At 38.1% G+C, this 25,897-nt stretch carries 22 protein-coding genes; all 22 read left to right on the top strand.

Annotated elements, in window-relative coordinates; translation table 11 throughout:
• Positions 1–40: 40 nt before the first annotated feature.
• The 22 genes from topA to NST14_RS18975 all read left to right on the top strand — a co-directional run bounded on the left by topA (position 41) and on the right by NST14_RS18975 (position 25,897).
• A complete protein-coding gene (topA, locus tag NST14_RS19080; RefSeq protein ID WP_001286973.1) occupies positions 41–2,119 on the top strand; it encodes a type I DNA topoisomerase in 2,079 nt (692 codons plus the stop codon).
• Between the two features lie 50 nt (positions 2,120–2,169).
• Complete coding sequence (gene trmFO, locus NST14_RS19075) at positions 2,170–3,474, top strand: FADH(2)-oxidizing methylenetetrahydrofolate--tRNA-(uracil(54)-C(5))-methyltransferase TrmFO (RefSeq protein ID WP_001998091.1); 1,305 nt, start codon at positions 2,170–2,172, stop codon at positions 3,472–3,474.
• Positions 3,475–3,539: 65 nt separating this feature from the next.
• Positions 3,540–4,439 carry a tyrosine recombinase XerC gene (gene xerC, locus NST14_RS19070; protein ID WP_001101228.1) on the top strand — a complete coding sequence of 300 codons (900 nt, stop codon included), beginning with the start codon at positions 3,540–3,542 and terminating at the stop codon, positions 4,437–4,439.
• A 42-nt stretch (positions 4,440–4,481) separates the two neighbouring features.
• Positions 4,482–5,024 carry an ATP-dependent protease proteolytic subunit HslV gene (hslV, locus tag NST14_RS19065; protein ID WP_000526271.1) on the top strand — a complete coding sequence of 181 codons (543 nt, stop codon included), beginning with the start codon at positions 4,482–4,484 and terminating at the stop codon, positions 5,022–5,024.
• Positions 5,025–5,046: 22 nt separating this feature from the next.
• The gene (gene hslU / locus NST14_RS19060) at positions 5,047–6,438 is read left to right on the top strand and encodes an ATP-dependent protease ATPase subunit HslU (protein ID WP_000550081.1); all 1,392 of its coding nucleotides are present in this window, start codon (positions 5,047–5,049) and stop codon (positions 6,436–6,438) included.
• Positions 6,439–6,515: 77 nt separating this feature from the next.
• Positions 6,516–7,295: a GTP-sensing pleiotropic transcriptional regulator CodY gene (codY, locus tag NST14_RS19055; RefSeq protein WP_000421288.1), complete on the top strand. Its 780-nt coding sequence runs from the start codon at positions 6,516–6,518 to the stop codon at positions 7,293–7,295.
• Positions 7,296–7,643: 348 nt separating this feature from the next.
• The gene (rpsB, locus tag NST14_RS19050) at positions 7,644–8,345 is read left to right on the top strand and encodes a 30S ribosomal protein S2 (protein WP_000111483.1); all 702 of its coding nucleotides are present in this window, start codon (positions 7,644–7,646) and stop codon (positions 8,343–8,345) included.
• Positions 8,346–8,448: 103 nt separating this feature from the next.
• Complete coding sequence (gene tsf, locus NST14_RS19045) at positions 8,449–9,336, top strand: translation elongation factor Ts (protein ID WP_001018580.1); 888 nt, start codon at positions 8,449–8,451, stop codon at positions 9,334–9,336.
• A gap of 66 nt (positions 9,337–9,402) precedes the next feature.
• Positions 9,403–10,125, top strand: coding sequence for a UMP kinase (pyrH, locus tag NST14_RS19040; protein WP_000042663.1), 723 nt, complete (start codon positions 9,403–9,405; stop codon positions 10,123–10,125).
• 2 nt (positions 10,126–10,127) lie between these two features.
• Positions 10,128–10,685, top strand: a complete 558-nt coding sequence (gene frr / locus NST14_RS19035; RefSeq protein WP_000531500.1) for a ribosome recycling factor — start codon at positions 10,128–10,130, stop codon at positions 10,683–10,685.
• Between the two features lie 85 nt (positions 10,686–10,770).
• The gene (gene uppS, locus NST14_RS19030) at positions 10,771–11,547 is read left to right on the top strand and encodes an isoprenyl transferase (RefSeq protein ID WP_000971301.1); all 777 of its coding nucleotides are present in this window, start codon (positions 10,771–10,773) and stop codon (positions 11,545–11,547) included.
• A gap of 17 nt (positions 11,548–11,564) precedes the next feature.
• Complete coding sequence (gene cdsA, locus NST14_RS19025) at positions 11,565–12,356, top strand: phosphatidate cytidylyltransferase (RefSeq protein ID WP_000813584.1); 792 nt, start codon at positions 11,565–11,567, stop codon at positions 12,354–12,356.
• 23 nt (positions 12,357–12,379) lie between these two features.
• Entirely contained in the window at positions 12,380–13,522 is a 1,143-nt protein-coding gene (dxr, locus tag NST14_RS19020; RefSeq protein ID WP_000790362.1) for a 1-deoxy-D-xylulose-5-phosphate reductoisomerase, read from the top strand.
• 16 nt (positions 13,523–13,538) lie between these two features.
• The gene (gene rseP / locus NST14_RS19015; RefSeq protein ID WP_001090249.1) at positions 13,539–14,795 is read left to right on the top strand and encodes an RIP metalloprotease RseP; all 1,257 of its coding nucleotides are present in this window, start codon (positions 13,539–13,541) and stop codon (positions 14,793–14,795) included.
• A gap of 109 nt (positions 14,796–14,904) precedes the next feature.
• Positions 14,905–16,605, top strand: coding sequence for a proline--tRNA ligase (locus NST14_RS19010; RefSeq protein ID WP_000814314.1), 1,701 nt, complete (start codon positions 14,905–14,907; stop codon positions 16,603–16,605).
• Positions 16,606–16,729: 124 nt separating this feature from the next.
• The gene (locus tag NST14_RS19005; RefSeq protein ID WP_000059980.1) at positions 16,730–21,031 is read left to right on the top strand and encodes a PolC-type DNA polymerase III; all 4,302 of its coding nucleotides are present in this window, start codon (positions 16,730–16,732) and stop codon (positions 21,029–21,031) included.
• Positions 21,032–21,363: 332 nt separating this feature from the next.
• Positions 21,364–21,834: a ribosome maturation factor RimP gene (gene rimP / locus NST14_RS19000; RefSeq protein ID WP_000359097.1), complete on the top strand. Its 471-nt coding sequence runs from the start codon at positions 21,364–21,366 to the stop codon at positions 21,832–21,834.
• A gap of 17 nt (positions 21,835–21,851) precedes the next feature.
• Positions 21,852–22,958: a transcription termination factor NusA gene (nusA, locus tag NST14_RS18995; protein ID WP_000102609.1), complete on the top strand. Its 1,107-nt coding sequence runs from the start codon at positions 21,852–21,854 to the stop codon at positions 22,956–22,958.
• An 11-nt stretch (positions 22,959–22,969) separates the two neighbouring features.
• Positions 22,970–23,242 (top strand): RNase P modulator RnpM, encoded by a 273-nt coding sequence (rnpM, locus tag NST14_RS18990; protein ID WP_000071128.1) that lies wholly within the window; start codon positions 22,970–22,972, stop codon positions 23,240–23,242.
• Complete coding sequence (locus NST14_RS18985) at positions 23,243–23,554, top strand: YlxQ family RNA-binding protein (RefSeq protein ID WP_001286523.1); 312 nt, start codon at positions 23,243–23,245, stop codon at positions 23,552–23,554.
• 4 nt (positions 23,555–23,558) lie between these two features.
• On the top strand, positions 23,559–25,619 hold the full coding sequence (gene infB, locus NST14_RS18980) for a translation initiation factor IF-2 (RefSeq protein ID WP_000036342.1): 2,061 nt from the start codon (positions 23,559–23,561) through the stop codon (positions 25,617–25,619).
• A complete protein-coding gene (locus NST14_RS18975; RefSeq protein WP_000582364.1) occupies positions 25,616–25,897 on the top strand; it encodes a DUF503 domain-containing protein in 282 nt (93 codons plus the stop codon). Before infB ends, NST14_RS18975 begins: the two co-directional genes overlap by 4 nt.

Raw genomic sequence — 25,897 nt, 5'->3', positions numbered from 1 at the left:
TTAATGAAGACTTGAATCCACCTCTTAAGGAGGCACTAGCATGTCAGATTACCTCGTAATCGTGGAGTCGCCTTCTAAGGCGAAGACCATTGAGAAATATTTAGGGAAAAAATACAAAGTTGTCGCGTCTATGGGACACGTTCGCGATTTACCTAAAAGCCAAATGGGGATAGAAGTAAAGAACAACTTCACCCCGAAGTATATTACCATTCGTGGTAAAGGTCCCGTCTTAAAAGACTTAAAATCAGCAGCAAAAAAAGCAAAGAAAGTCTATCTCGCGGCCGATCCAGACCGCGAAGGGGAAGCTATTGCTTGGCATTTAGCCAATACGTTAAATGTGGACGTTGAATCAGATTGCCGAGTTGTGTTTAATGAGATTACAAAAGATGCAATAAAAGAATCATTCAAACATCCTCGCGCGATTAACATGAATTTAGTAGATGCACAACAAGCAAGACGTATACTAGATCGTCTTGTTGGTTACAATATTAGTCCTTTATTATGGAAGAAAGTAAAAAAAGGATTAAGTGCAGGACGCGTACAATCTGTAGCAGTTCGTTTAATTATCGAACGTGAAAGAGAAATACAAAGTTTCGAGCCTGAAGAATTCTGGACAATTAAGACAGAATTTGTGAAAGGGAAAGACACATTTGAAGCAAGCTTTTACGGTGTAGATGGTGAAAAAGTTCAATTAACGAATGAAACACAAGTGAATGAAATAATTGAACGGCTGAAAGATAATGCGTTCTCAGTTGAAAATGTAACGAGAAAAGAGCGAAAACGTAATCCAGCATTACCATTTACAACATCTTCCTTGCAACAAGAGGCGGCGCGTAAGTTAAACATGCGAGCAAAGAAAACGATGATGCTTGCGCAGCAATTGTATGAAGGAATTGATCTTGGAAAACAAGGAACTGTAGGTCTTATTACGTATATGAGAACTGATTCAACACGTATCTCAGAAACAGCTCAAACAGAGGCACGTACGTACATTACTGAGGCGTTTGGTACGGAATACATAGGAACAGAAAAGAAGAAAGAAACGAAGAAGTCGAACGCACAAGATGCGCATGAGGCAATTCGTCCTACTTCGGTAATGAGAAAGCCAGAGGAACTAAAGAGTTTCTTAAGTCGTGACCAACTTCGATTGTATAAATTGATTTGGGAGCGATTTGTTGCAAGTCAAATGGCGTCTGCTATAATGGATACTGTGACAGCGAGACTCATTAATAATAATGTTCAGTTCCGTTCAAGTGGATCGGTTGTAAAGTTCCCAGGATTTATGAAAGTGTATGTAGAGTCGAAAGATGATGGGGCTGAAGAAAAGGATAAGATGTTGCCACCTTTAGAAGTAGGGGAAACCGTATTTTCGAAGGATTTAGAACCGAAGCAACACTTTACACAACCTCCGCCGCGCTATACAGAGGCTCGTTTAGTAAGAACACTTGAAGAGCTTGGAATTGGAAGACCGTCGACTTACGTACCGACACTTGAAACGATTCAAAAACGTGGATATGTAGGTTTGGATAATAAACGCTTCGTTCCAACTGAACTAGGTGAAATAGTAATTGAACTTATTTTAGAGTTTTTCCCGGAAATTATTAACATTGAATTTACTGCTAACATGGAGCAAAGCCTCGATGAAGTAGAAGAAGGAAATGCGAATTGGGTAAAAATTGTTGATGATTTCTACGTAGGATTTGAACCGCGTTTAGAAAAAGCGGAAAAAGAAATGCGTGAAGTGGAAATTAAAGATGAACCAGCTGGGGAAGATTGTGAATTATGTAATCACCCAATGGTCTTTAAAATGGGTAAATATGGGAAATTTATGGCTTGCTCGAATTTCCCAGATTGTCGTAATACAAAACCGATTGTGAAAGAAATCGGTGTTACTTGTCCGAAATGTGATAAAGGTCAAATTATTGAACGTCGTAGTAATAAAAAGAAACGTCTTTTCTATGGGTGCGGTACGTATCCAGAGTGTGACTTTGTATCTTGGGATAAGCCGATTGGCCGTAAATGTCCGAAGTGTGAAGGTATGCTAGTAGAGAAGAAGTTGAAAAAAGGCGTACAAGTACAATGTATTTCGTGTGATTATGAAGAAGAACAACAAATGTGAGCGTAACTGCTCACATTTTTTTCGGGAAGAAAAGGAAAGGTGATAAATATATGACAACACAAGTAGTAAACGTCATTGGCGCAGGTCTTGCAGGAAGTGAAGCAGCTTACCAAATTGCAAAACGTGGTGTCCAAGTAAGATTATACGAAATGAGACCGGTAAGGCAAACGCCAGCTCATCACACAGATAAATTTGCAGAATTAGTATGTAGTAACTCGCTTCGCGCAAACACATTAACAAATGCTGTTGGTGTTATTAAAGAAGAAATGCGTTTAATGGATTCTGTTATTATTCGTGCAGCTGATGAGTGTTCTGTACCAGCAGGAGGGGCTTTAGCGGTAGATCGTCATGAATTTGCAGCAAAAGTAACGGAATATGTGAAAAATCATCCGAACGTAACTGTGGTGAATGAAGAAATCACTGAAATTCCAGAAGGTCCTACTGTTATTGCGACAGGTCCACTTACGTCGCCTGATCTTTCTGCGCAATTAAAAGAATTAACGGGTGAAGACTACTTTTATTTCTATGATGCAGCAGCACCGATTGTTGAGAAAGACAGCATTGATATGAATAAAGTGTATTTAAAATCTCGTTACGATAAAGGTGAAGCGGCATATTTAAACTGTCCAATGACGGAAGAGGAATTTGACCGTTTTTACGAGGCTTTAATCGCTGCTGAAACAGTACCTTTAAAAGAATTTGAAAAAGAAATTTTCTTTGAAGGTTGTATGCCGGTAGAAGTTATGGCAAGTAGAGGAAGACAAACACTAGTATTTGGACCGATGAAACCTGTTGGATTAGAAGATCCAAAAACAGGGAAAACGCCATATGCTGTTGTTCAGTTACGTCAAGATGATGCAGCGGGGACGTTATACAATATCGTAGGTTTCCAAACGCATTTAAAATGGGGACCGCAAAAAGAAGTGTTACAGTTGATTCCGGGACTGGAAAACGCAGAGATTGTACGTTATGGTGTAATGCATCGTAATACGTTTATTAATTCACCTAACTTACTTCGTCCAACATACCAATATAAACAACGTGATGATTTATTCTTCGCTGGTCAAATGACTGGAGTAGAGGGGTATGTTGAATCGGCGGCTTCAGGATTGCTAGCAGGTATCAACGCTGCTCGACTTGTAAAAGGTGAAGAGCCGGTTGTATTGCCACCTGTAACTGCAATGGGAAGTATGGCGAATTATATTACTGCGACAAACGCGAAAAACTTCCAGCCAATGAATGCAAACTTCGGTCTGTTTGCACCGTTAGAGAAGAAAATTAAGAAAAAAGCAGAACGTAATGAAGCCTATGCAGCACGCGCTTTAGAAACGATTCGAAATTTTGTAAATATTTAGTCAAATTTCTTGCAAAGGCTACTAAGTTGTGATACGATTTAGTAGCCTTTATTGAGGTGAATTGTGTGAATGTGAAGAAATTGTTACAATTATTCGTTGGATATTTACAAATTGAAAGAAATTATTCAAAATATACAATTGCAAGTTATCAAAATGATTTAGAACATTTTGTGCAATTTATGGAGCGAGAAGGCATATCCTCTTTTTTAGATATTACATACGCGGATGTTCGTTTGTACTTAACGACGTTGCACGATGAAAAGTTAGCCCGTAAATCTGTCGCAAGAAAAGTATCAAGCTTACGAAGTTTATATCGTTTTTTGATGCGTGAAGGTTATCGGAAGGATAATCCGTTTGCACTTGCGTCACTCCCCAAAAAAGAATTGTCAATCCCAAAGTTTTTATATGCTGAAGAATTAGAGGAATTATTTGAAGTTTCTGATACGGAAACCCCGTTAGGTCAAAGGAATCAAGCTTTATTAGAGTTGATGTATGCGACCGGGATCCGTGTGAGTGAATGTGTCAATTTACAACTTACCGATATTGACTTTGCGGTGGGAACAATTTTAGTAATGGGAAAAGGAAAAAAACAAAGGTATATTCCGTTCGGGAGCTATGCACAAGATGCTTTAATTACTTATATAGAGAACGGGAGAAAACAGTTAGCCAAGAAAACTGAAGAACAATCTCATATGGTATTTTTAAATGCGAAAGGCACGCCGCTGACAAGTCGAGGAGTACGCTATGTATTAAATGAACTCATTAAGAAAGCTTCACTGACAATGCGTATAAGTCCTCATATGTTAAGGCATACATTTGCTACACATATGTTAGATGAAGGGGCAGATTTACGTACTGTACAGGAGCTACTCGGTCATGAAAATTTGTCTACGACACAAATTTATACGCATGTCTCTAAAGAAAGATTGCGTTCTGTCTACATGAAGCATCACCCACGGGCATAAATTGCTTTTAAAGCTATAAAAACATATAAAGGAGTTTTTTCTATGGGAAATTTCCACGCTACAACGATATTTGCAGTTCATCATAATGGAGAATGTGCAATGGCTGGAGATGGCCAGGTGACAATGGGAAATGCTGTTGTAATGAAACATACAGCTCGTAAGGTTCGTAAACTTTTTCAAGGGAAAGTTTTAGCTGGTTTTGCAGGTTCAGTTGCTGATGCATTTACTCTTTTTGAAATGTTTGAAGGGAAATTAGAAGAGTATAATGGAAACTTGCAGCGTGCTGCTGTTGAGATGGCGAAGCAATGGCGCGGTGACAAAATGTTACGTCAGCTAGAAGCGATGCTCATTGTCATGGATAAAACAACGATGCTCCTTGTTTCAGGTACGGGAGAAGTGATTGAACCGGATGATGGTATTTTAGCAATTGGATCTGGCGGAAATTATGCGCTTTCAGCAGGTCGTGCTTTAAAACAATATGCAAGTGAACATTTAACAGCGAAGCAAATTGCGAAAGCGAGTTTAGACATTGCAGGCGATATTTGTGTGTATACAAACCACAATATAATTGTGGAAGAATTGTAGAATCGTAAGGGAGGCATTTTATATGCATTTACATTTTACTCCGCGTCAAATTGTGGAAAAATTAGATCAATACATTATCGGTCAAAAGGATGCGAAGAAAGCGGTTGCTGTAGCTTTAAGAAATCGATACCGCCGAAGTAAATTAGCTGAAAATCTACGTGATGAAATTGCACCTAAAAATATTTTAATGATTGGACCGACAGGTGTTGGTAAAACAGAGGTAGCACGACGAATGGCGAAACTCGTTGGAGCACCTTTTATTAAGGTTGAAGCTACGAAATTTACAGAAGTTGGATATGTAGGTAGAGATGTAGAATCGATGGTACGTGACCTTGTGGAAACGTCAGTTCGCATTGTGAAAGAAGAAATGGTAGTAAAAGTACAAGACAAAGCAGAAGAACAAGCGAACCAACGTCTTGTTGAAATTTTAGTGCCGAGTCCGGAGAAGCAATCTGGATTTAAAAACCCATTAGAAATGCTATTTGGTGGCGCTCAAAATTCGAACCAAACAACAGATTCACAGGAAGATGTTGAAATCGAAAAGAAACGTCAAGATGTGGAAAGAAAGCTTGCTGCAGGACTTCTTGAAGATGAAATTGTATCGATTGAAGTGACTGAACAACAGTCTTCCATGTTCGATATGCTGCAAGGAACTGGCATGGAACAAATGGGGATGAATTTTCAAGATGCATTAGGAAGTTTTATGCCGAAAAAAACAAAAAAACGTAAACTTTCTGTAAAAGAAGCAAGAAAAGTCTTGACAAATGAGGAAGCACAGCGCTTAATTGATATGGATGAAGTTACACAAGAGGCTGTTTATCGTGCTGAACAGCTCGGGATTATTTTTATCGATGAAATTGACAAAATTGCTGGTAAGCAGTCGAATAGTGTAGATGTATCACGTGAAGGTGTGCAACGTGACATTTTACCAATTGTAGAAGGATCAAATGTTGCGACAAAATACGGATCAGTAAAAACGGATTATATTTTATTCGTTGCAGCTGGAGCGTTTCATATGTCTAAACCGTCAGATTTGATTCCGGAATTACAAGGGAGATTTCCGATTCGAGTAGAATTAACAAAATTATCGACGGATGATTTTGTTAAAATATTAATCGAGCCTGATAATGCGTTAATTAAACAATATATTGCTTTATTAGCGACTGAAGGTATAGAAATTGAATTTTCAGACGAAGCTATTCGTAAGATTGCTGAGATTGCTTATCAAGTTAATCAGGATACAGATAATATTGGAGCAAGAAGACTTCATACGATTATGGAGAAGCTCCTTGAAGATTTATCGTTTGAAGCATCTGAAATTACGTTAGAGAAAATAACGATAACGCCTCAATACGTTGAGGAAAAATTAGCAACGATTGCTAAAAATAAAGATGTGAGCCAGTTTATTTTGTAATAGTGTCATCAGGTGACTCGCCCTAGTTTCCAAGTGATGAAAAAATATGTGAGTAACATGTAGGAGGAACTTTTGAAATGGAATTATTAGCAAAAACAAGAAAATTAAATGCGTTATTACAGAGCGCAGCAGGAAAGCCTGTAAACTTTAGAGAAATGTCTGACACAATGTGTGAAGTAATCGAAGCGAACGTATTCGTAGTAAGCCGTCGTGGTAAATTACTAGGTTATGCAATTCACCAACAAATCGAGAATGAGCGTATGAAACAAATGCTTGCAGAGCGTCAATTCCCAGAAGAGTATACACAAAGCTTATTCAACATTACAGAAACATCTTCAAACTTAGATGTAAACAGTGCTTACACAGCATTCCCAGTAGAAAATAAAGAATTATTTGGTCAAGGCTTAACTACAATCGTACCGATCGTTGGTGGCGGTGAGCGTCTAGGTACATTAGTTTTAGCTCGTCTTGGTCAAGAGTTCTTAGATGATGATTTAATTCTTGCTGAGTACAGCTCAACTGTTGTAGGTATGGAAATTTTACGTGAAAAAGCAGAAGAAATTGAAGAAGAAGCACGTAGCAAAGCTGTTGTTCAAATGGCGATCAGCTCATTATCTTACAGTGAGTTAGAAGCAATCGAGCATATCTTCGAAGAATTAAACGGAACAGAAGGTTTACTTGTTGCAAGTAAAATTGCTGACCGCGTAGGAATCACTCGTTCGGTAATCGTAAATGCACTTCGTAAATTAGAAAGTGCTGGTGTAATTGAGTCGCGTTCTTTAGGTATGAAAGGAACATACATTAAAGTACTAAACGACAAATTCTTACATGAACTTGCTAAATTAAAAACAAACTAATTTATAAAACTCTTCTCATTTTTTGAGGAGAGTTTTTTGTATAACAGATTGATGTTGTTCGTACATAGCGTCATAATCGCATTTTTTTGAAAGGCCATGAATTGCATTTCACTTTTTTGCTTAAAAGAAATGTAGGTTGGTAATACTAGAATTCGAGTATGAACAAAGAAAGTTTTACATTGTTCGCATTTTCGACTTGATTGTAATATTTCAGTATGATATAGTAAGCAGTGGTGTCAGTACAAAGTACACACGTTTACTGATTTAAGTGTTGGTGCTACGTTTGTAGTTTCGCTTAGAGATGAAGTAAACGGAGGATATCAAAAACCATTTAGGAGGAACTATATTATGTCAGTAATTTCTATGAAGCAATTGCTTGAAGCTGGTGTTCATTTCGGACATCAAACTCGTCGTTGGAACCCAAAAATGAAGCGTTACATTTTCACAGAGCGTAACGGTATCTACATCATCGACTTACAAAAAACTGTGAAAAAAGTTGAGGAAGCTTTCAAAGTTATGCGTGACATCGCTGCTGAAGGCGGAGACATCTTATTCGTAGGTACTAAAAAACAAGCACAAGAAGCTATTAAAGAAGAAGCAACTCGTGCTGGTATGTACTTCGTTAACCAACGTTGGTTAGGTGGAACTTTAACTAACTTCCAAACAATCCAAAAGCGTATCAAGCGTCTTAAAGACATCGAAAGAATGCAAGAAGATGGTACTTTCGAAGTACTACCTAAGAAAGAAGTTGTTCAACTTAAAAAAGAGTTAGAGCGTCTTGAGAAATTCTTAGGCGGTATTAAAGATATGAAAGGTCTTCCAAGTGCATTATTCGTAGTAGACCCTCGTAAAGAGCGTATTGCAGTTGCTGAAGCACGCAAATTACACATTCCAATCATCGGTATCGTTGATACAAACTGTGATCCAGACGAAATCGATCACGTTATCCCAGCGAACGATGATGCAATTCGTGCTGTAAAACTTCTTACATCTAAAATGGCAGACGCGATCCTTGAAGCAAAACAAGGTGAAGAAACTGTTACTGCGTAACAAAGTTGGAAAGGTGATAAGGGGTTCGGCCTTTTATCACCTTTTTTAAGGTATAAACACCTTTATAAAAGGTATAAATACATATTTTAGGAGGATGAAAAGTATGGCAATCACTGCACAAATGGTAAAAGAATTACGTGAAAAAACTGGCGCAGGTATGATGGACTGCAAAAAAGCTTTAACAGAAACTAACGGCGACATGGAGAAGGCAATTGACTTCTTACGTGAAAAAGGTATCGCGAAAGCTGCTAAAAAAGCAGACCGCATCGCTGCTGAAGGTTTAACTTTCATCGAAACAAACGGTAACGACGGTTTAATCTTAGAATTAAACTCTGAAACTGATTTCGTTGCGAAAAACGAAGGTTTCCAAACATTAATTAAAGAATTAGCTGCTCACTTATTAGCTAAGAAGCCTGCTAACGTTGAAGAAGCTATGGCTCAAACAATGGAAAACGGTAAAAAAGTTGAAGAGCACATCAACGAAGCAATCGCTAAAATTGGTGAAAAGCTTACACTTCGTCGTTTCGAAATCGTATCAAAAACTGATGCAGATGCATTCGGTGCTTACCTACACATGGGTGGACGCATTGGTGTTCTAACAGTTCTTGAAGGTTCTACTGATGAAGCGGCTGCTAAAGACGTAGCAATGCACATCGCTGCAGTTAACCCAAAATACATCGATCGTGATGCTGTAACAGCTGAAGAAGTTGAGCATGAGCGTCAAGTATTAACACAACAAGCATTAAACGAAGGCAAGCCTGAAAAAATCGTTGCAAAAATGGTTGAAGGCCGTCTAGGCAAATTCTTCGAAGAGATTTGCTTACTTGACCAAGCATTCGTTAAAAACCCTGATATGAAAGTTCGTCAATTCGTTGAGTCTAAAGGCGCAACATTAAAAGGATTCGTTCGCTACGCTGTTGGTGAAGGTATCGAAAAACGCGAAGACAACTTTGCTGAAGAAGTAATGAACCAAGTAAAAGGTAGTAACTAATACAGATTAGGGAACACATTGTGTTCCCTTTTTTAAAATAAAGATGTAAGCAATTGGAGGTTCATTATGAGTAAACCGAAATATAATCGTGTCGTTTTAAAGCTGAGTGGAGAAGCTTTAGCTGGCGAGCAAGGATTTGGAATCAACCCAGCTGTTATTAAGTCAGTTGCGGAACAAGTGAAAGAAATTGCAGAACTAGATGTAGAGGTTGCTGTTGTTGTTGGCGGCGGTAACATTTGGCGTGGAAAAATTGGAAGTGAGATGGGCATGGATCGTGCAGGAGCGGATTACATGGGCATGTTAGCGACAGTTATGAATTCATTAGCTCTTCAAGATAGCTTGGAGAACATCGGAATTCAAACTCGCGTACAAACTTCAATTGAAATGCGTCAAGTGGCAGAGCCTTACATTCGTCGTAAAGCAGTTCGTCACTTAGAGAAAAAACGTGTTGTTATCTTTGCAGCAGGTACTGGTAACCCATACTTCTCTACAGATACAACGGCAGCATTACGTGCAGCGGAAATTGAAGCTGACGTAATTTTAATGGCGAAAAACAATGTGGATGGCGTATATAATGCAGATCCATCTATTGACCCAACAGCTACGAAATACGAAACACTTACTTACTTAGATGTATTAAAAGAAGGTTTAGGTGTAATGGATTCTACAGCTTCTTCTCTATGTATGGATAATGATATTCCATTAATTGTATTCTCAGTTATGGAAAAAGGGAATATTAAACGTGCCGTGTTAGGCGAAAATATCGGAACAGTTGTAAGGGGGAAATAAATATGGGACAACAAGTATTGAAGTCTGCAAATGAAAAAATGGAAAAAGCGGTTGCTGCTTATTCACGCGAATTAGCAACAGTTCGCGCTGGTCGTGCAAACGCGTCTGTATTAGATAAAGTACAAGTTGATTACTATGGTGCACCAACACCAGTTGTGCAATTAGCGAACATTACAGTTCCAGAAGCACGTTTACTTGTAATTCAACCGTATGATAAAACTTCTATCGGTGATATCGAAAAAGCAATTTTAAAAGCAGATTTAGGCTTAAACCCTTCTAATGATGGAACTGTAATTCGTATTGCATTCCCTGCATTAACAGAAGAGCGTCGTCGTGATCTTGTAAAAGTTGTGAAAAAATATGCTGAAGAAGCAAAAGTTGCTGTTCGTAACGTACGTCGTGACGGTAACGATGATCTTAAGAAGCTTGAAAAAGCTGGCGAGATTACAGAAGACGATTTAAGAGGATATACTGAAGATATCCAAAAAGAAACAGATAAATATATTGCAAAAGTTGACGAAATCGCAAAAAACAAAGAAAAAGAAATCATGGAAGTGTAATAGCGATACTTTCGCAAATATGACCCTCTTCTTAAGGGGGTCTTTTTACACTTTTAGGCATACGTCTGCTTGTTGGAGGGTATGAATGATGTTTAAAAACTTTCCTTTTTTTAAAGGTAAAAAGGACACATCGTTTGATCATCTCGTTGAAGAAGTGAAAAAAGGATACATCCCAGAACATATTGCCATTATTATGGATGGTAATGGAAGGTGGGCAAAGAGGAGAGCGATGCCTCGTATTGCGGGACATCATGAAGGCATGCAAGTTGTAAAGAAAATCACAAAATTTGCAAGCAAACTTAATGTGAAAGTATTAACTCTTTATGCTTTTTCAACTGAGAACTGGAAAAGACCAAAAAAGGAAGTTGATTATTTAATGAAGCTTCCAGAAGAATTTTTAGGTACATTTTTACCAGAATTGATTGAAGAGAACGTACAAGTCCGTGTAATAGGGCAACAAGATCGTCTTCCTACGCATACACGCAGAGCGATGGAGAAGGCCATGGAAGAGACGAAAGAGAATACGGGATTAATTCTGAATTTCGCGTTAAACTATGGAAGTCGAGATGAAATCGTTTCTGCTGTGCAACATATGATGAAAGATAGTGAGGAAGGAAAAGTTCGTGTTGAAGATGTAAGCGAAGAAATGCTTTCTTCCTACCTAATGACGAGTTCTTTACCTGATCCAGAATTGTTAATCCGTACGAGCGGAGAGCTACGTATTAGTAATTTCATGTTATGGCAAATTGCATATTCGGAATTTTGGTTTACAGATGTGTATTGGCCAGATTTTACCGAGGAACATTTGCTAAATGCGATTACAGACTTTCAGCATAGAGGGCGCAGATTCGGAGGCGTGTAGAAAGAGAGGGTTTGGTAGTGAAACAGAGAATTATTACTGGAGTGGTTGCTGCCGCGCTATTCATTCCCATCGTAATTTACGGTGGCGTGCCTTTTACGGTTTTAGTGTATGCACTTGCTTCTATAGGTTTATATGAATTAATTCGTATGAATAAGCTTACGCTTATTTCAGTACCAACAGTTTTAGCTGCAGTATTATTATGGATTATTTTAATTCCAAGTAGTGCATCAGAACTGTTTACTTGGATTGGATTAGGTAAATTAGAAATCACATTTGTGATTGTTCTATTACTTTTATCATATACAGTCCTTTCTAAGAATACATTTACTTTTGATAATGCTTCATTTTTACTAATGGCGACAACATATGTTGCAATGGGATTCTTATATTTGAATGAAACGAGAATTTTAGGAATTAAATATGTGTTTTGCGCATTATTTGTTATATGGGCTACTGATTCAGGTGCATATTTCGTAGGAAAAGCATTAGGAAAAAGAAAATTATGGCCAGAAATTAGTCCAAATAAAACGATTGAAGGTTCATTAGGCGGCATCGTTTGTGGAATTATTGTGGCGCTTGTTTACAACATGTTCTTCCCAGTGGAATCGAATGTAGTAATTTTAATTGTGCTGACAATTATCATTTCTATTTTTGGACAAATTGGTGATTTAGTACAATCTGCATTTAAACGTCATTATGGCGTAAAAGATTCAGGTACAATTTTACCTGGACATGGTGGTATATTAGATCGAACAGATAGTTGGTTATTCGTTTTACCAATTCTCTACTTCTTATTACAATACAATTAATAAATGAACGAGGGGTTGGAGTCATGAAAAACATTAGTTTATTAGGTGCAAGCGGATCAATTGGTACACAAACTTTAGATGTATTACGCTCGCACCCAGACCAATTCCGTCTCGTTGCTTTTTCTGTAGGGAAAAATATTGACTATGCAGTAAAAGTCATTCAAGAATTTTCTCCGCAAATTGTCTCTGTGCAAAGAGAGGAAGATGTTTTAAAATTACAAGCTGTCTCTGGTAATACAAAAATTGTATATGGTAGTGAAGGACTTTTAGAAGTAGCATTACATCCAGATGCGGAGATTGTAGTAAATGCTGTTGTAGGTAGCGTAGGGTTGTTACCGACACTTCGTGCAATTGAGGCGAAAAAAACAATTGGAATTGCAAACAAAGAAACGTTAGTAACTGCAGGGCATCTTGTAATGGAAGCAGCGCGAAAACATAATGTTTCGTTACTTCCAGTAGACAGTGAACATTCAGCTATTTTTCAATGCTTGAATGGTGAAAATGAAAAAAGAATTTCTCGACTAATTATAACGGCTTCTGGTGGAAGTTTCCGTGATAAAACGAGAGATGAATTGCATCATGTGACCGTAGAAGATGCGCTTCGACATCCAAACTGGTCAATGGGTTCGAAAATTACAATTGATTCTGCTACAATGATGAATAAGGGGCTAGAAGTAATTGAAGCACATTGGCTTTTCGGTATCCCTTATGAGCAAATCGATGTTGTTTTACATAAAGAAAGTATTATTCATTCTATGGTTGAATTTGAAGATCGTAGTGTGATGGCACAGCTTGGCTCACCTGATATGCGAGTGCCAATTCAATACGCACTTACATATCCTGATCGATTGCCTCTTTCAGACACAAAGCAGTTAAATTTATGGGAAATGGGTACATTGCATTTTGAGAAAATGAATCAAGAACGTTTCCGTTGCTTGCGCTTTGCGTATGAAGCTGGAAAAACAGGTGGAAGTATGCCAGCTGTAATGAATGCAGCGAATGAAGTAGCTGTTGAAGCTTTTTTACAAAAGAGAATTGGTTTCTTAACAGTGGAAGACCTCATTGAAAAAGCAATGAACCATCACAATGTCATTGCACGTCCAAGCTTAGAGGAAATTCTGGAAATTGATGCAGCCACAAGACGGTTTGTGATGGAACAAATTTAGCAAAGGTGGTATGGAATTGAATACAGCGATTGCCTTTATATTAATTTTCGGTGCACTTGTATTTTTCCATGAGCTAGGGCATCTATATTTCGCAAAACGAGCAGGTATTTTATGCCGTGAGTTTGCGATTGGTTTTGGTCCGAAAATATTCTCATTTGAAAAGAATGAAACGGTGTATACGATTCGATTACTGCCCCTTGGCGGCTATGTAAGAATGGCTGGCGAGGATGCAGATACAGTTGAGTTAAAGCCAGGGAAAAAGGTTGGCCTTGTATTAAACGAAAAAGACGAAGTTGTAAAATTAGTTTTTGATGGATATGAAAAGTATCCAAATGTTCGCGTTATTGAAGTCGAACAATCTGATTTAGAGCATAATTTAACAATTTCGGGTTATGAAGAGTACGAGGAAGAGCTTCAAACATTCCGAGTGAATGAGAAGGCTCGTATTATTACTGCCGGTGAAGAAATTCAAATTGCTCCGTATAATAGACAGTTTGGCTCTAAGAAATTAGGTCAACGTGCTTTAACGATCTTTGCGGGTCCTGCAATGAACTTCATTTTAGCATTTGTTATTTTTGTGATTCTTGGATTTGTACAAGGTGTTCCTGTTGACAAACCAATGGTCGGAAAAGTGATGGAGAATAGTGCAGCAGAGCAAGCTGGATTAAAAGAAAATGATACAATTCAAGCTATTGATGGGAAAAACACAAGTACATGGAAAGATGTTGTTACCATTGTACGTGAAAACCCGAATAAAGAACTTACGTTACAAGTAAAGCGTGATAGTGAACAGTTTAATGTGAAAGTAACGCCAACGCTTGATAAAGAAGGTAAAGAAGAAATTGGTAGAATTGGTGTTTACACTCCAGTAGAGAAAACAGTAATGGGTTCGATTAAATCAGGTTTTGAACAAACATATTATTGGACGAAACTAATTTTTGAATCTCTTGTGAAATTAGTAACGGGTCAATTCTCTATTAATGAGTTGTCAGGTCCAGTAGGAATTTATAATCTTACAGATCAAGTGGTAGATTATGGATTTACGCGTGTATTAAATTTAGCAGCCGTTTTAAGTATTAACCTTGGTTTATTTAATTTACTACCAGTTCCTGCTTTAGACGGTGGACGTTTGTTCTTCTTCTTAATTGAGGCATTGCGTGGGAAACCAATTGATCGCCAAAAAGAAGGAATGGTTCACTTTATTGGTTTTGCATTATTAATGTTACTTATGTTAGTTGTAACTTGGAATGACATTCGTAAGTTTTTCTTGTAAAATAAAGTGAAACTTATAATGAAATAGAGCTCGTAGAATAAAATCCCTCACCTAACTCGAGGTGAGGGGTTTTCCTGCGTGTAAGAGTAAAATGAAGAGGTGCGAATAAATGAAACAAAGTATGGTATTCAGTCCTACATTACGTGAAGTTCCAGCTGATGCGGAGATTAAGAGTCATCAGTTATTACTTCGTGCAGGTTTTATGCGTCAAAATGCTTCTGGTATTTATAGTTTTCTACCATTTGGATTAAAAGTACTACACAAAGTAGAACGTATCGTTCGAGAAGAAATGGAGCGCGCAGGTGCTGTAGAATTATTAATGCCAGCGATGCAAGCTGCAGAATTATGGCAAGAGTCAGGTCGTTGGTATTCTTACGGATCTGAATTAATGCGTATGAAAGATCGTAACGCTCGTGAATTTGCATTAGGAGCGACACATGAAGAAGTAATTACGGATCTTGTACGTGATGAAGTGAAATCGTATAAAAAATTACCGTTAACATTATATCAAATTCAAACAAAATTCCGTGATGAACAAAGACCTCGTTTCGGTTTATTACGTGGAAGAGAGTTTCTAATGAAAGATGCATACTCTTTCCATGCTACGCAAGAGAGCTTAGATGAAGTGTACGATCGCTTATACAAAGCATACTCTAACATCTTTGCTCGTTGTGGCTTGAATTTCCGTGCGGTTATTGCTGATTCTGGAGCAATGGGTGGAAAAGATACACATGAATTTATGGTATTATCTGATGTTGGTGAAGATACAATTGCATACTCTGATACATCTGATTATGCAGCGAACATCGAAATGGCTCCTGTTGTAGCTACGTATACGAAGAGTGACGAAGCAGAAAAAGAGCTTGAAAAAGTAGCAACACCAGACCAAAAAGCAATTGAAGAAGTATCTGCATTCTTAAACATCGAAGCTGAAAAGTGCATTAAGTCTATGGTATTTAAAGTAGATGAGAAATTAGTAGTGGTACTTGTTCGTGGTGATCATGAAGTAAACGATGTAAAAGTGAAAAATGTATACGGTGCTTCCGTTGTTGAGCTTGCCTCTCATGAAGAAGTAAAAGAATTATTAAATTGTGAAGTTGGTTCATTAGGTCCAATTGGTGTAACAGGTGATATCGAAATTATTGCTGATCACGCTGTAGCATCAATTGTCAACGGATGTTCAGGAGCGAACGAAGAAGGATTCCATTATGTAAATGTAAATCCAGAACGTGACTTTAAAGTAAGTCAATATACGGATTTACGATTCATTCAAGAAGGAGACCAATCTCCAGACGGAAACGGAACAATTCTTTTCGCACGCGGAATTGAAGTTGGTCATGTATTTAAATTAGGAACTCGTTATAGTGAAGCAATGAACGCAACATTCCTAGATGAAAACGGAAAAACACAACCACTTATTATGGGTTGTTACGGCATTGGTGTGTCTCGTACAGTGGCAGCAATTGCAGAGCAGTTTAATGATGAGAACGGTTTAGTTTGGCCAAAAGCTGTTGCACCGTTCCATGTGCATGTAATTCCAGTGAATATGAAGTCTGATGCACAACGTGAAATGGGTGAAAACATCTACAACTCATTACAAGAGCAAGGATATGAAGTATTACTAGATGATCGTGCAGAACGTGCAGGTGTTAAATTTGCTGATGCTGATTTATTCGGCCTTCCAGTTCGCGTGACAGTTGGTAAAAAAGCAGACGAAGGTATTGTAGAAGTGAAAGTACGTGCTACAGGTGAGTCTGAAGAAGTAAAAGTAGAAGAACTTCAAACATATATTGCTAATATTTTAAAATAGGAAGAGGTACCTCGTAATGAGGTACCTTCTCTTTCTTTGTAAACGTATTTTGTAAAAGAAGAAGGGAGAAATCTTTCTTTGTAGTACGTTTCAATTTATAATAGCAAATGGAAGGAGAGTGCTTATGTCTTTAACAAATGAACAAAAAGAGCGATTTCAAATTTTGCTCCAGCAGTTGCAAATACCAGACGACCTTATAAATCAATATTTACAAGGCGGTGGTATTGAAAGGCTCGTTATCGATAAAGCGAATAAAAGTTGGCATTTTAATTTACAAGTGCCACGTATTTTGCCTACAGAATTATATGAATTGCTAGAAACAAAGCTTAAGCAATCATTTTCTCATATTGCAAGAACAACATTTGCATTAGAAACAGAGAACAAACAATTTACTGAAGAAGAAGTGAGGGCGTATTGGCCACTTTGTACGGAACGAATTACATTTTCACCTATGTTTGCTTATTTAAAGAAGCAGCTTCCGCAGGTCAATGGAGTGAAGTTACTTATAAATGTGAATAATGAGCTGGAATCTACTGCTTTAAAGAAAAACGTTGCGAAACCAGTAGGGGATCAATACGAGGCTTTTGGATTCCCGCGTTTCCAGTTAGACACACATATACAGCAAAATACAGAAGAAATGCAAAAGTTTCGTGAGCAAACGCAGCAAGAAGACCGCGAGCGTGTTATACAAGCTATGGAAGAAATGGCGAAGAAGCAAGCTGAAGAAAGCAGCGTTGTGCATGAAGGGCCGATCACACTCGGGTATCTTATTAAGCCAGATGAAGAGATTACACCAATGCGAGAAATTCAAGATGAAGAAAGAAGAAAAACAGTTCAAGGATATGTCTTCCATGTGGAAACGAAAGAGCTTCGTAGTGGACGTACGTTATTAACTTTAAAAATAACGGATTATACAGATTCGATTATGATCAAAATGTTCTCACGTGATAAAGAAGATATTCCAATGCTACAATCCTTGAAAAAAGGAATGTGGGTGAAGGCTCGTGGTTCTGTTCAAAATGATACATTTGTTCGAGATTTAGTAATGATTGCAAATGATATTAATGAAATAACAGGACCGTCTCGTAAAGATAAAGCACCAGAAGGCGAAAAACGAGTAGAGCTCCATCTTCACACGCCAATGAGTCAAATGGATGCTGTTACTCCAGTTTCTAAGCTTGTTGCTCAAGCTGGTAAATGGGGGCATGAGGCTATTGCCATTACAGACCATGCTGTTGCACAGTCATTCCCAGAAGCATATTCAGCTGGGAAAAAAGCCGGAATTAAAGTTATATATGGTGTGGAAGCAAACTTAGTGAATGACGGTGTACCAATAGCGTATAACGAAGCGCATCGTTTACTTGCAGAGGAAACGTATGTTGTTTTCGACGTTGAGACGACAGGTTTATCAGCTGTATATGATACAGTTATTGAGTTAGCTGCTGTAAAAGTAAAAGGCGGCGAAATTATTGACCGCTTTGAATCTTTTGCAAATCCGCACCAACCATTATCGGCAACGATCATTGAATTAACAGGTATTACAGATGATATGTTAACCGACGCACCAGAAGTGGACGAAGTGTTTAAAAAGTTTGAAGAATGGATGGGCGACCATACACTTGTTGCTCATAACGCAAGCTTCGATATGGGCTTTATTAACGTAGGATTTAAAAAAGCTGGTTTAGAAAAAACAAAAAATCCAGTAATAGATACGTTAGAGCTTGCACGATTCTTATTCCCAGAAATGAAAAATCACCGTTTAAATACGTTGTGTAAAAAGATGGACATTGAATTAACTCAGCATCACCGTGCGATTTATGATACAGAAGCAACGGGATACTTACTAGTGAAAATGTTAAAAGATGTAATTGAAAAAGGTTTTGAATATCACGATCAATTAAACGATAGTATGGGACAAGGGGATGCATATAAGCGCGGGCGTCCAAGTCATATGACATTACTTGCTACATCGGATGTTGGATTGAAAAATTTATATAAACTTGTTTCATATTCTCATTTAAATTACTTTTACCGTGTACCACGAGTACCAAGATCACTATTAAAAAAGTATCGTGAAGGTATTTTAGTAGGAACGGCTTGTGATAAAGGTGAAGTGTTTGAGGCGATGATGCAAAAAGCTCCTGAAGAGGTAGAAGAAATTGCGCAGTTCTACGATTACATTGAAGTAATGCCACCAGAAGTGTTACGTCATTTAGTAGAGCGTGAACTCGTTCGAGATGAGGGACAATTAAAAACAATTATTTCTAACTTAGTAAAACTAGGTGAGACGTTAGATAAACCAGTTGTGGCTACAGGAAACGTGCATTACTTAAATCCAGAAGATGCAATGTATCGTAAAATTTTAGTAAGTTCACAGGGTGGAGCGAATCCGTTAAACCGACATTCATTACCACCTGTACATTTCCGTACAACGGATGAAATGTTAGAGTGTTTCTCATTTTTAGGTGAAGACGTAGCGAAAGAAATAGTCGTAACGAATACACAAAAGATTGCATCATTAATTGGTGATGTTCATCCAGTAAAAGATGATCTATATACACCGAAAATTGAAGGTGCAGATGATGAAACGCGTGATATGAGTTATAAAATGGCGCGTAGCATTTATGGTGAAGAGTTACCTGAAATTGTAGAAGCGCGTTTAGAAAAAGAATTAAAAAGTATCATCGGGCATGGATTCGCCGTAATTTATTTAATTTCACATAAGCTTGTGAAAAAATCGTTAGTAGACGGATATCTAGTAGGTTCGCGTGGATCGGTAGGTTCATCATTCGTTGCAACGATGATGGAAATTACAGAAGTAAATCCATTACCACCACACTATGTATGTCCGAAATGTAAGCAATCAGAATTCTTTAATGATGGTTCTGTAGGTTCTGGTTTTGACTTACCGGATAAAGAATGTCCAACTTGTAATATTCCATATGTAAAAGATGGACATGACATTCCGTTCGAAACGTTCCTTGGATTTAAAGGAGATAAGGTACCCGATATCGATTTGAATTTCTCCGGGGAATACCAACCACGTGCCCATAACTATACGAAAGTACTATTCGGTGAAGATTATGTATATCGTGCAGGAACGATTGGTACAGTTGCGGAAAAAACTGCTTATGGATATGTAAAAGGTTATGCAAATGATCATAACTTAACAATTCGAAATGCAGAAATTGACCGCTTAGTAGCAGGATGTACCGGTGTAAAACGTACAACAGGGCAGCATCCAGGTGGTATTATCGTTGTGCCAGATTATATGGACATTTTTGATTTCTCACCAATACAGTATCCAGCAGATTCAATAGGTGCTGAGTGGAGAACAACACACTTTGACTTCCACTCTATTCATGATAATTTACTGAAGCTTGATATACTAGGACACGATGATCCGACAGTTATTCGTATGTTACAAGATTTAAGTGGTATTGATCCAAAAACAATCCCAACGGACGATCCAGAAGTAATGAAAATTTTCTCAGGGCCAGAATCGTTAGGCGTAACGGAGGAACAAATTAACTGTAAAACAGGTACACTTGGTATACCAGAGTTTGGTACGAAATTCGTAAGACAGATGTTAGAAGAGACGAAACCGACGACGTTCTCAGAGTTAGTCCAAATTTCTGGGTTATCACATGGTACGGACGTATGGCTTGGTAATGCAAACGAGTTAATTTATAACGGTACATGTACGCTGAGTGAAGTTATCGGTTGTCGTGATGACATCATGGTATATTTAATCTATCAAGGTTTAGACCCATCATTAGCCTTCAAAATCATGGAGTCAGTACGTAAAGGTAAAGGTGTACCAGAAGAATGGGAAGAGGACATGAAAAGTAATAATGTACCAGGTTGGTATATTGATTCATGTAAGAAGATTAAGTACATGTTCCCGAAAGCCCATGCGGCTGCTTACGTACTTATGGCTGTGCGTATCGCATACTTTAAAGTACATTTCGCGCTTTTATTCTATGCGGCATACTTTACGGTTCGTGCAGATGACTTTGACGTAGAAGCGATGGCAAAAGGTTCAGCATCTATACGTGCAAGAATTGATGAAATTGCGCAAAAAGGTTTAGATGCAGCACCGAAAGAGAAGAGTTTATTGACTGTACTAGAAATGACACTTGAAATGTGTGAGCGTGGATACTCATTCCAAAAGGTGGATTTATATCGCTCACATGCAACAGACTTTATTATTGATGGAGACTCATTAATCCCTCCATTTAATGCGGTGCCTGGTCTTGGTACAAACGCAGCTTTAAGTATTGTGGAAGCACGCAAAAATGGAGAATTCTTATCAAAAGAAGACTTGCAGCAGCGTAGTAAGGTTTCGAAAACAATTATTGAGTATTTAGATAGTCAAGGTTGTTTAGGTGATTTGCCGGATCAAAACCAGTTATCGCTGTTCTGATAGGTAGGAAAAGTCTTTGCAAATCAACATTTGGTATGGTATACTATTAACCGAGATAACCATGTCATGTATATTGTGTGAAAAGAAGAGTGGGGAAACCCACTCTTTCGTGTTACTATCTACATTTTATTGATGTGGAGAGGTAAGAAATTTCTGTCGTATATACATATTTTGTTACAAGTTTTACTTCTTAAATTTGGTAATACTAAGACAGATATTCCCTGCTTAACGGCAGGGGCTTTTGTTAGCTAACGAGAAAGAATAAGATAGACCGTTCTATGGACGGGGTCTTTTCTTGTGAATGGTACATGGCGGCAGGAAGGAGGCTGTTTATGGATAAGAAAGTCACAGAAGTTGTAGAAGCATTTGCGCAGCCAATTGTTGAAGAGTTAAATCTTGAACTTGTAGATGTAGAGTATGTGAAAGAAGGACAAGACTGGTTCTTACGCGTATTCATCGATTCTGAAAAGGGAGTCGACATTGAAGAATGCGGTGCGGTGAGTGAACGTTTAAGCGAAGCTTTAGATAAAGAGGATCCAATTCCTCATCTTTACTTTTTGGATGTGTCATCTCCTGGAGCAGAACGTCCATTAAAGAAAGAGAAAGACTTCCAGCAAGCGGTAGGAAAACAAGTGGCAATTAAAACATATGAGCCGATTGATGGTGAAAAGATGTTTGAAGGAAAAATGCTTTCCTACGATGGTACTACAATTACACTATTATTAACAATTAAAACACGTAAAAAAGAAATCCAAATTCCAATGGACAAAGTTGCAAATGCGCGACTTGCTGTTACGTTTTAGTTAGAAGGGGGATCTTCATGAGCACTGAGTTGTTAGATGCCTTGCTCGTATTAGAGTCAGAAAAAGGAATTAGCAAAGATATTATTATTGATGCGATTGAAGCAGCGTTAATCTCTGCTTATAAACGCAATTTTAACCAAGCACAAAACGTTCGTGTGAGCTTTAACCCACAAGTGGGAACAATCCAAGTTTTAGCACGTAAAGACGTTGTTGATAATGTGTTTGATCCACGTCTTGAAATTTCTGTTGAAGAAGCAAGACAAATTAATCCAAACTATCAAGATGGTGACGTACTAGAAATTGAAGTAACACCAAAAGATTTCGGTCGTATTGCAGCACAAACTGCAAAACAAGTTGTAACACAACGAGTGCGTGAAGCTGAGCGTGGTGTTATTTACTCTGAGTTTAGTGACCGTGAAGAAGATATCATGGTTGGTATCGTACAACGTCAAGATGCTCGTTTCATCTATGTAAGCTTAGGAAAAGTAGAAGCTTTATTACCTGTAAGTGAGCAAATGCCAAACGAACAATACAAACCACATGATCGTATTCGCGTATTCATTACGAAAGTAGAAAAAACAACAAAAGGACCACAAATTTACGTATCACGTACACATCCTGGTCTTTTAAAACGTTTATTCGAAATGGAAGTTCCTGAAATCTATGATGGAACGGTTGAAATTCGTTCTGTAGCACGTGAGGCAGGAGATCGTTCTAAAATCTCTGTACATGCAGAGAACATTGATGTGGATCCAGTAGGTTCTTGTGTAGGACCGAAAGGACAACGTGTACAACGCATTGTAGACGAACTAAAAGGTGAAAAGATTGACATCGTTCGCTGGTCAAATGATCCAGTAGAATATGTTGCCAATGCTTTAAGCCCATCACAAGTTGTGAAAGTACTTGTAGATGAAGAAGAAAAAGCAACAACAGTTGTTGTTCCAGACCACCAACTGTCATTAGCTATCGGTAAACGTGGACAAAATGCACGTCTTGCAGCTAAATTAACAGGTTGGAAAATTGATATTAAGAGTGAGTCTGATGCGAAACAACTTGGTATTGTAACAGAAGAAGATAGCGTAGTCGCATTCGGATTCGATTCTGTTGAAGACGAAATCGAATAGAGGTGATGAGTATGAGCAATCGAAAAGTTCCGTTACGAAAATGTGTTGCAACGCAAGAAATGAAATCAAAACGAGAGCTCGTTCGCATTGTTCGTTCCAAAGAGGGAGAAGTGTCTATTGATTTAACTGGAAAGAAATCAGGACGAGGTGCTTATTTATCAAAAGATAAAGAAAGCATTCTTCAAGCTCAAAAGAAAAATGTTTTGGAACATCATCTAAAAGCGAAAATCGACAGTTCTCTTTATGAAGAACTTCTTGAGCTTGTTGAGAAGGAGTCGAAATAAGTGTCCGATTGGAAATCGTTTTTAGGACTAGCAAACCGGGCTCGAAAAATTATTTCGGGTGAAGAACTCGTTTTAAAGGAAGTACGAAGTGGCAAGGCAAAACTTGTGTTGCTATCTGAGGATGCGTCAGTAAATACTACAAAGCGTATCACGGATAAAACGACGTACTACAACGTACCAATGAGAAAGGTCGAAAATCGACAACAATTAGGGCATGCGATTGGGAGAGATGAGCGAGTCGTTGTAGCTGTGTTAGATGAAGGCTTTGCGAAAAAGCTGCGTAGCATGCTCGATACAAATTACCGGGGGTGAAGGTATGAGTAAAATTCGAGTGCATGAATATGCGAAAAAACATAATATCTCAAGTAAAGATCTTATGACAAAACTAAAAGAAATGAATATCGAGGTTTCGAATCATATGACAATGTTAGACGATGAAGTAGTAAACAAATTAGATAATGAGTATCAAGCTGAAAAACCTTCTGTTGCAGATGAGTTTGAAGTAGAAGAAAAAGTTGTTCGTAGTAAAAAGAACAGCAATAAGAAAAAGAAAAAAGGCAAAGGAAATGAAGATAAGCGTCAAGAGAACTTTGCTGGAAGACAACAAACACAAACTGTAGAAACACCAGATAAAATTACTTTCTCTGGAAGTCTTACAGTAGGTGATCTTGCTAAGAAATTAAGCAAAGAGCCATCTGAAATTATTAAAAAGCTCTTCATGCTTGGAATTATGGCAACAATTAACCAAGATTTAGATAAAGATACAATTGAGTTAATTGCTAACGACTACGGTATTGAAGTAGAAGAAGAAGTAATTGTAAGCGAAACTGAGTTTGAAACATTCATCGATGAGCAAGATGATGAAGAGAACTTAAAAGAGCGTCCAGCTGTAGTTACAATCATGGGACACGTTGACCATGGTAAAACAACATTGCTTGACTCTATCCGTAACTCTAAAGTAACTGCTGGTGAAGCGGGTGGAATTACTCAGCATATTGGTGCATACCAAGTTGAAGTAAATGACAAGAAAATTACATTCTTAGATACACCTGGTCACGCGGCGTTTACAACGATGCGTGCTCGTGGTGCACAAGTAACGGATATTACAATCCTTGTTGTTGCAGCTGATGACGGTGTTATGCCACAAACAGTTGAAGCAATTAACCATGCGAAAGCAGCAGGAGTACCAATTATTGTTGCTGTGAATAAAATGGATAAACCAGCTGCGAACCCTGATCGCGTAATGCAAGAACTAACAGAATATGAATTAGTTCCAGAAGCATGGGGCGGAGACACAATTTTCGTACCAATTTCTGCGATTCAAGGCGAAGGAATTGACAACTTACTAGAAATGATTCTTCTTGTAAGTGAAGTAGAAGAGTATAAAGCAAATCCAAACCGCTATGCAACTGGTACTGTAATCGAAGCCCAGCTTGATAAAGGTAAAGGAACTATTGCGACATTACTTGTTCAAAACGGTACGCTTCGAGTAGGAGATCCAATCGTTGTTGGAACTACATTCGGTCGTGTTCGTGCAATGGTAAGTGATATTGGTCGTCGTGTAAAAGTTGCTGGTCCATCAACTCCTGTTGAAATTACAGGTTTAAATGAAGTACCACAAGCAGGAGATCGTTTCATGGCATTCGCTGATGAGAAGAAAGCTCGTCAAATCGGTGAATCACGTGCACAAGAAGCGTTACTTGCTCAACGTGGTGAGAAATCTAAATTAAGCCTTGAAGATTTATTCCAACAAATCCAAGAGGGCGATGTAAAAGAAATTAACTTAATTGTGAAAGCGGACGTACAAGGTTCTGTAGAAGCAATGGCAGCATCACTTCGTAAAATTGATGTTGAAGGTGTTAAAGTTAAAATTATCCATACAGGCGTAGGTGCGATTACAGAATCTGATATCATTTTAGCTTCTGCATCTAATGCAATTGTAATTGGATTTAACGTACGCCCAGATGTAAATGCAAAGCGTACAGCTGAATTAGAGAACGTTGATATTCGTTTACACCGCATTATTTATAAAGTAATCGAAGAGATCGAAGCAGCGATGCAAGGTATGCTAGATCCAGAATTTGAAGAAAAAGTAATCGGTCAAGCTGAAGTACGTCAAACGTTTAAAGTAACAAAAGTTGGAACAATCGCAGGTTGTTACGTAACAGATGGTAAAATTACACGTGATAGCGGCGTGCGTATTATCCGTGATGGTGTGGTAATCTATGAAGGTCAACTTGATACGTTAAAACGTTTCAAAGACGACGTAAAAGAAGTTGCTCAAAACTATGAGTGTGGTATTACAATTGAGAAATACAACGATCTTAAAGAAGGGGACATCATTGAAGCGTACATTATGGAAGAAGTGAAGCGATGATTATCGCTTCTCTCTCATTTGAGTGTATGATTTACGATGTGCATTCTTTAAAAGAGAAACGAGCAATTTTGCAACGGGTGTTAACTCGTGTGAAACAGCGTTATAACGTAGCTGTTTCAGAAGTAGGGCATCAAGATGTATGGCAACGTACAGAAATTGCGATTGTTTCCGTATCCTCAAATCGTGTTATTTGTGAAAAAGAAATGAATCGTGTACTTGAGTATATTGATTCATTTCCTGAAATTGAACGTACGATAACACAATTGGAATGGTATTGA

It is taken from the genome of Bacillus sp. FSL W8-0519, from assembly GCF_038005585.1.
Lineage (GTDB): Bacteria > Bacillota > Bacilli > Bacillales > Bacillaceae_G > Bacillus_A > Bacillus_A paranthracis.
This window is presented reverse-complemented; position numbering and strand designations above follow the sequence as displayed.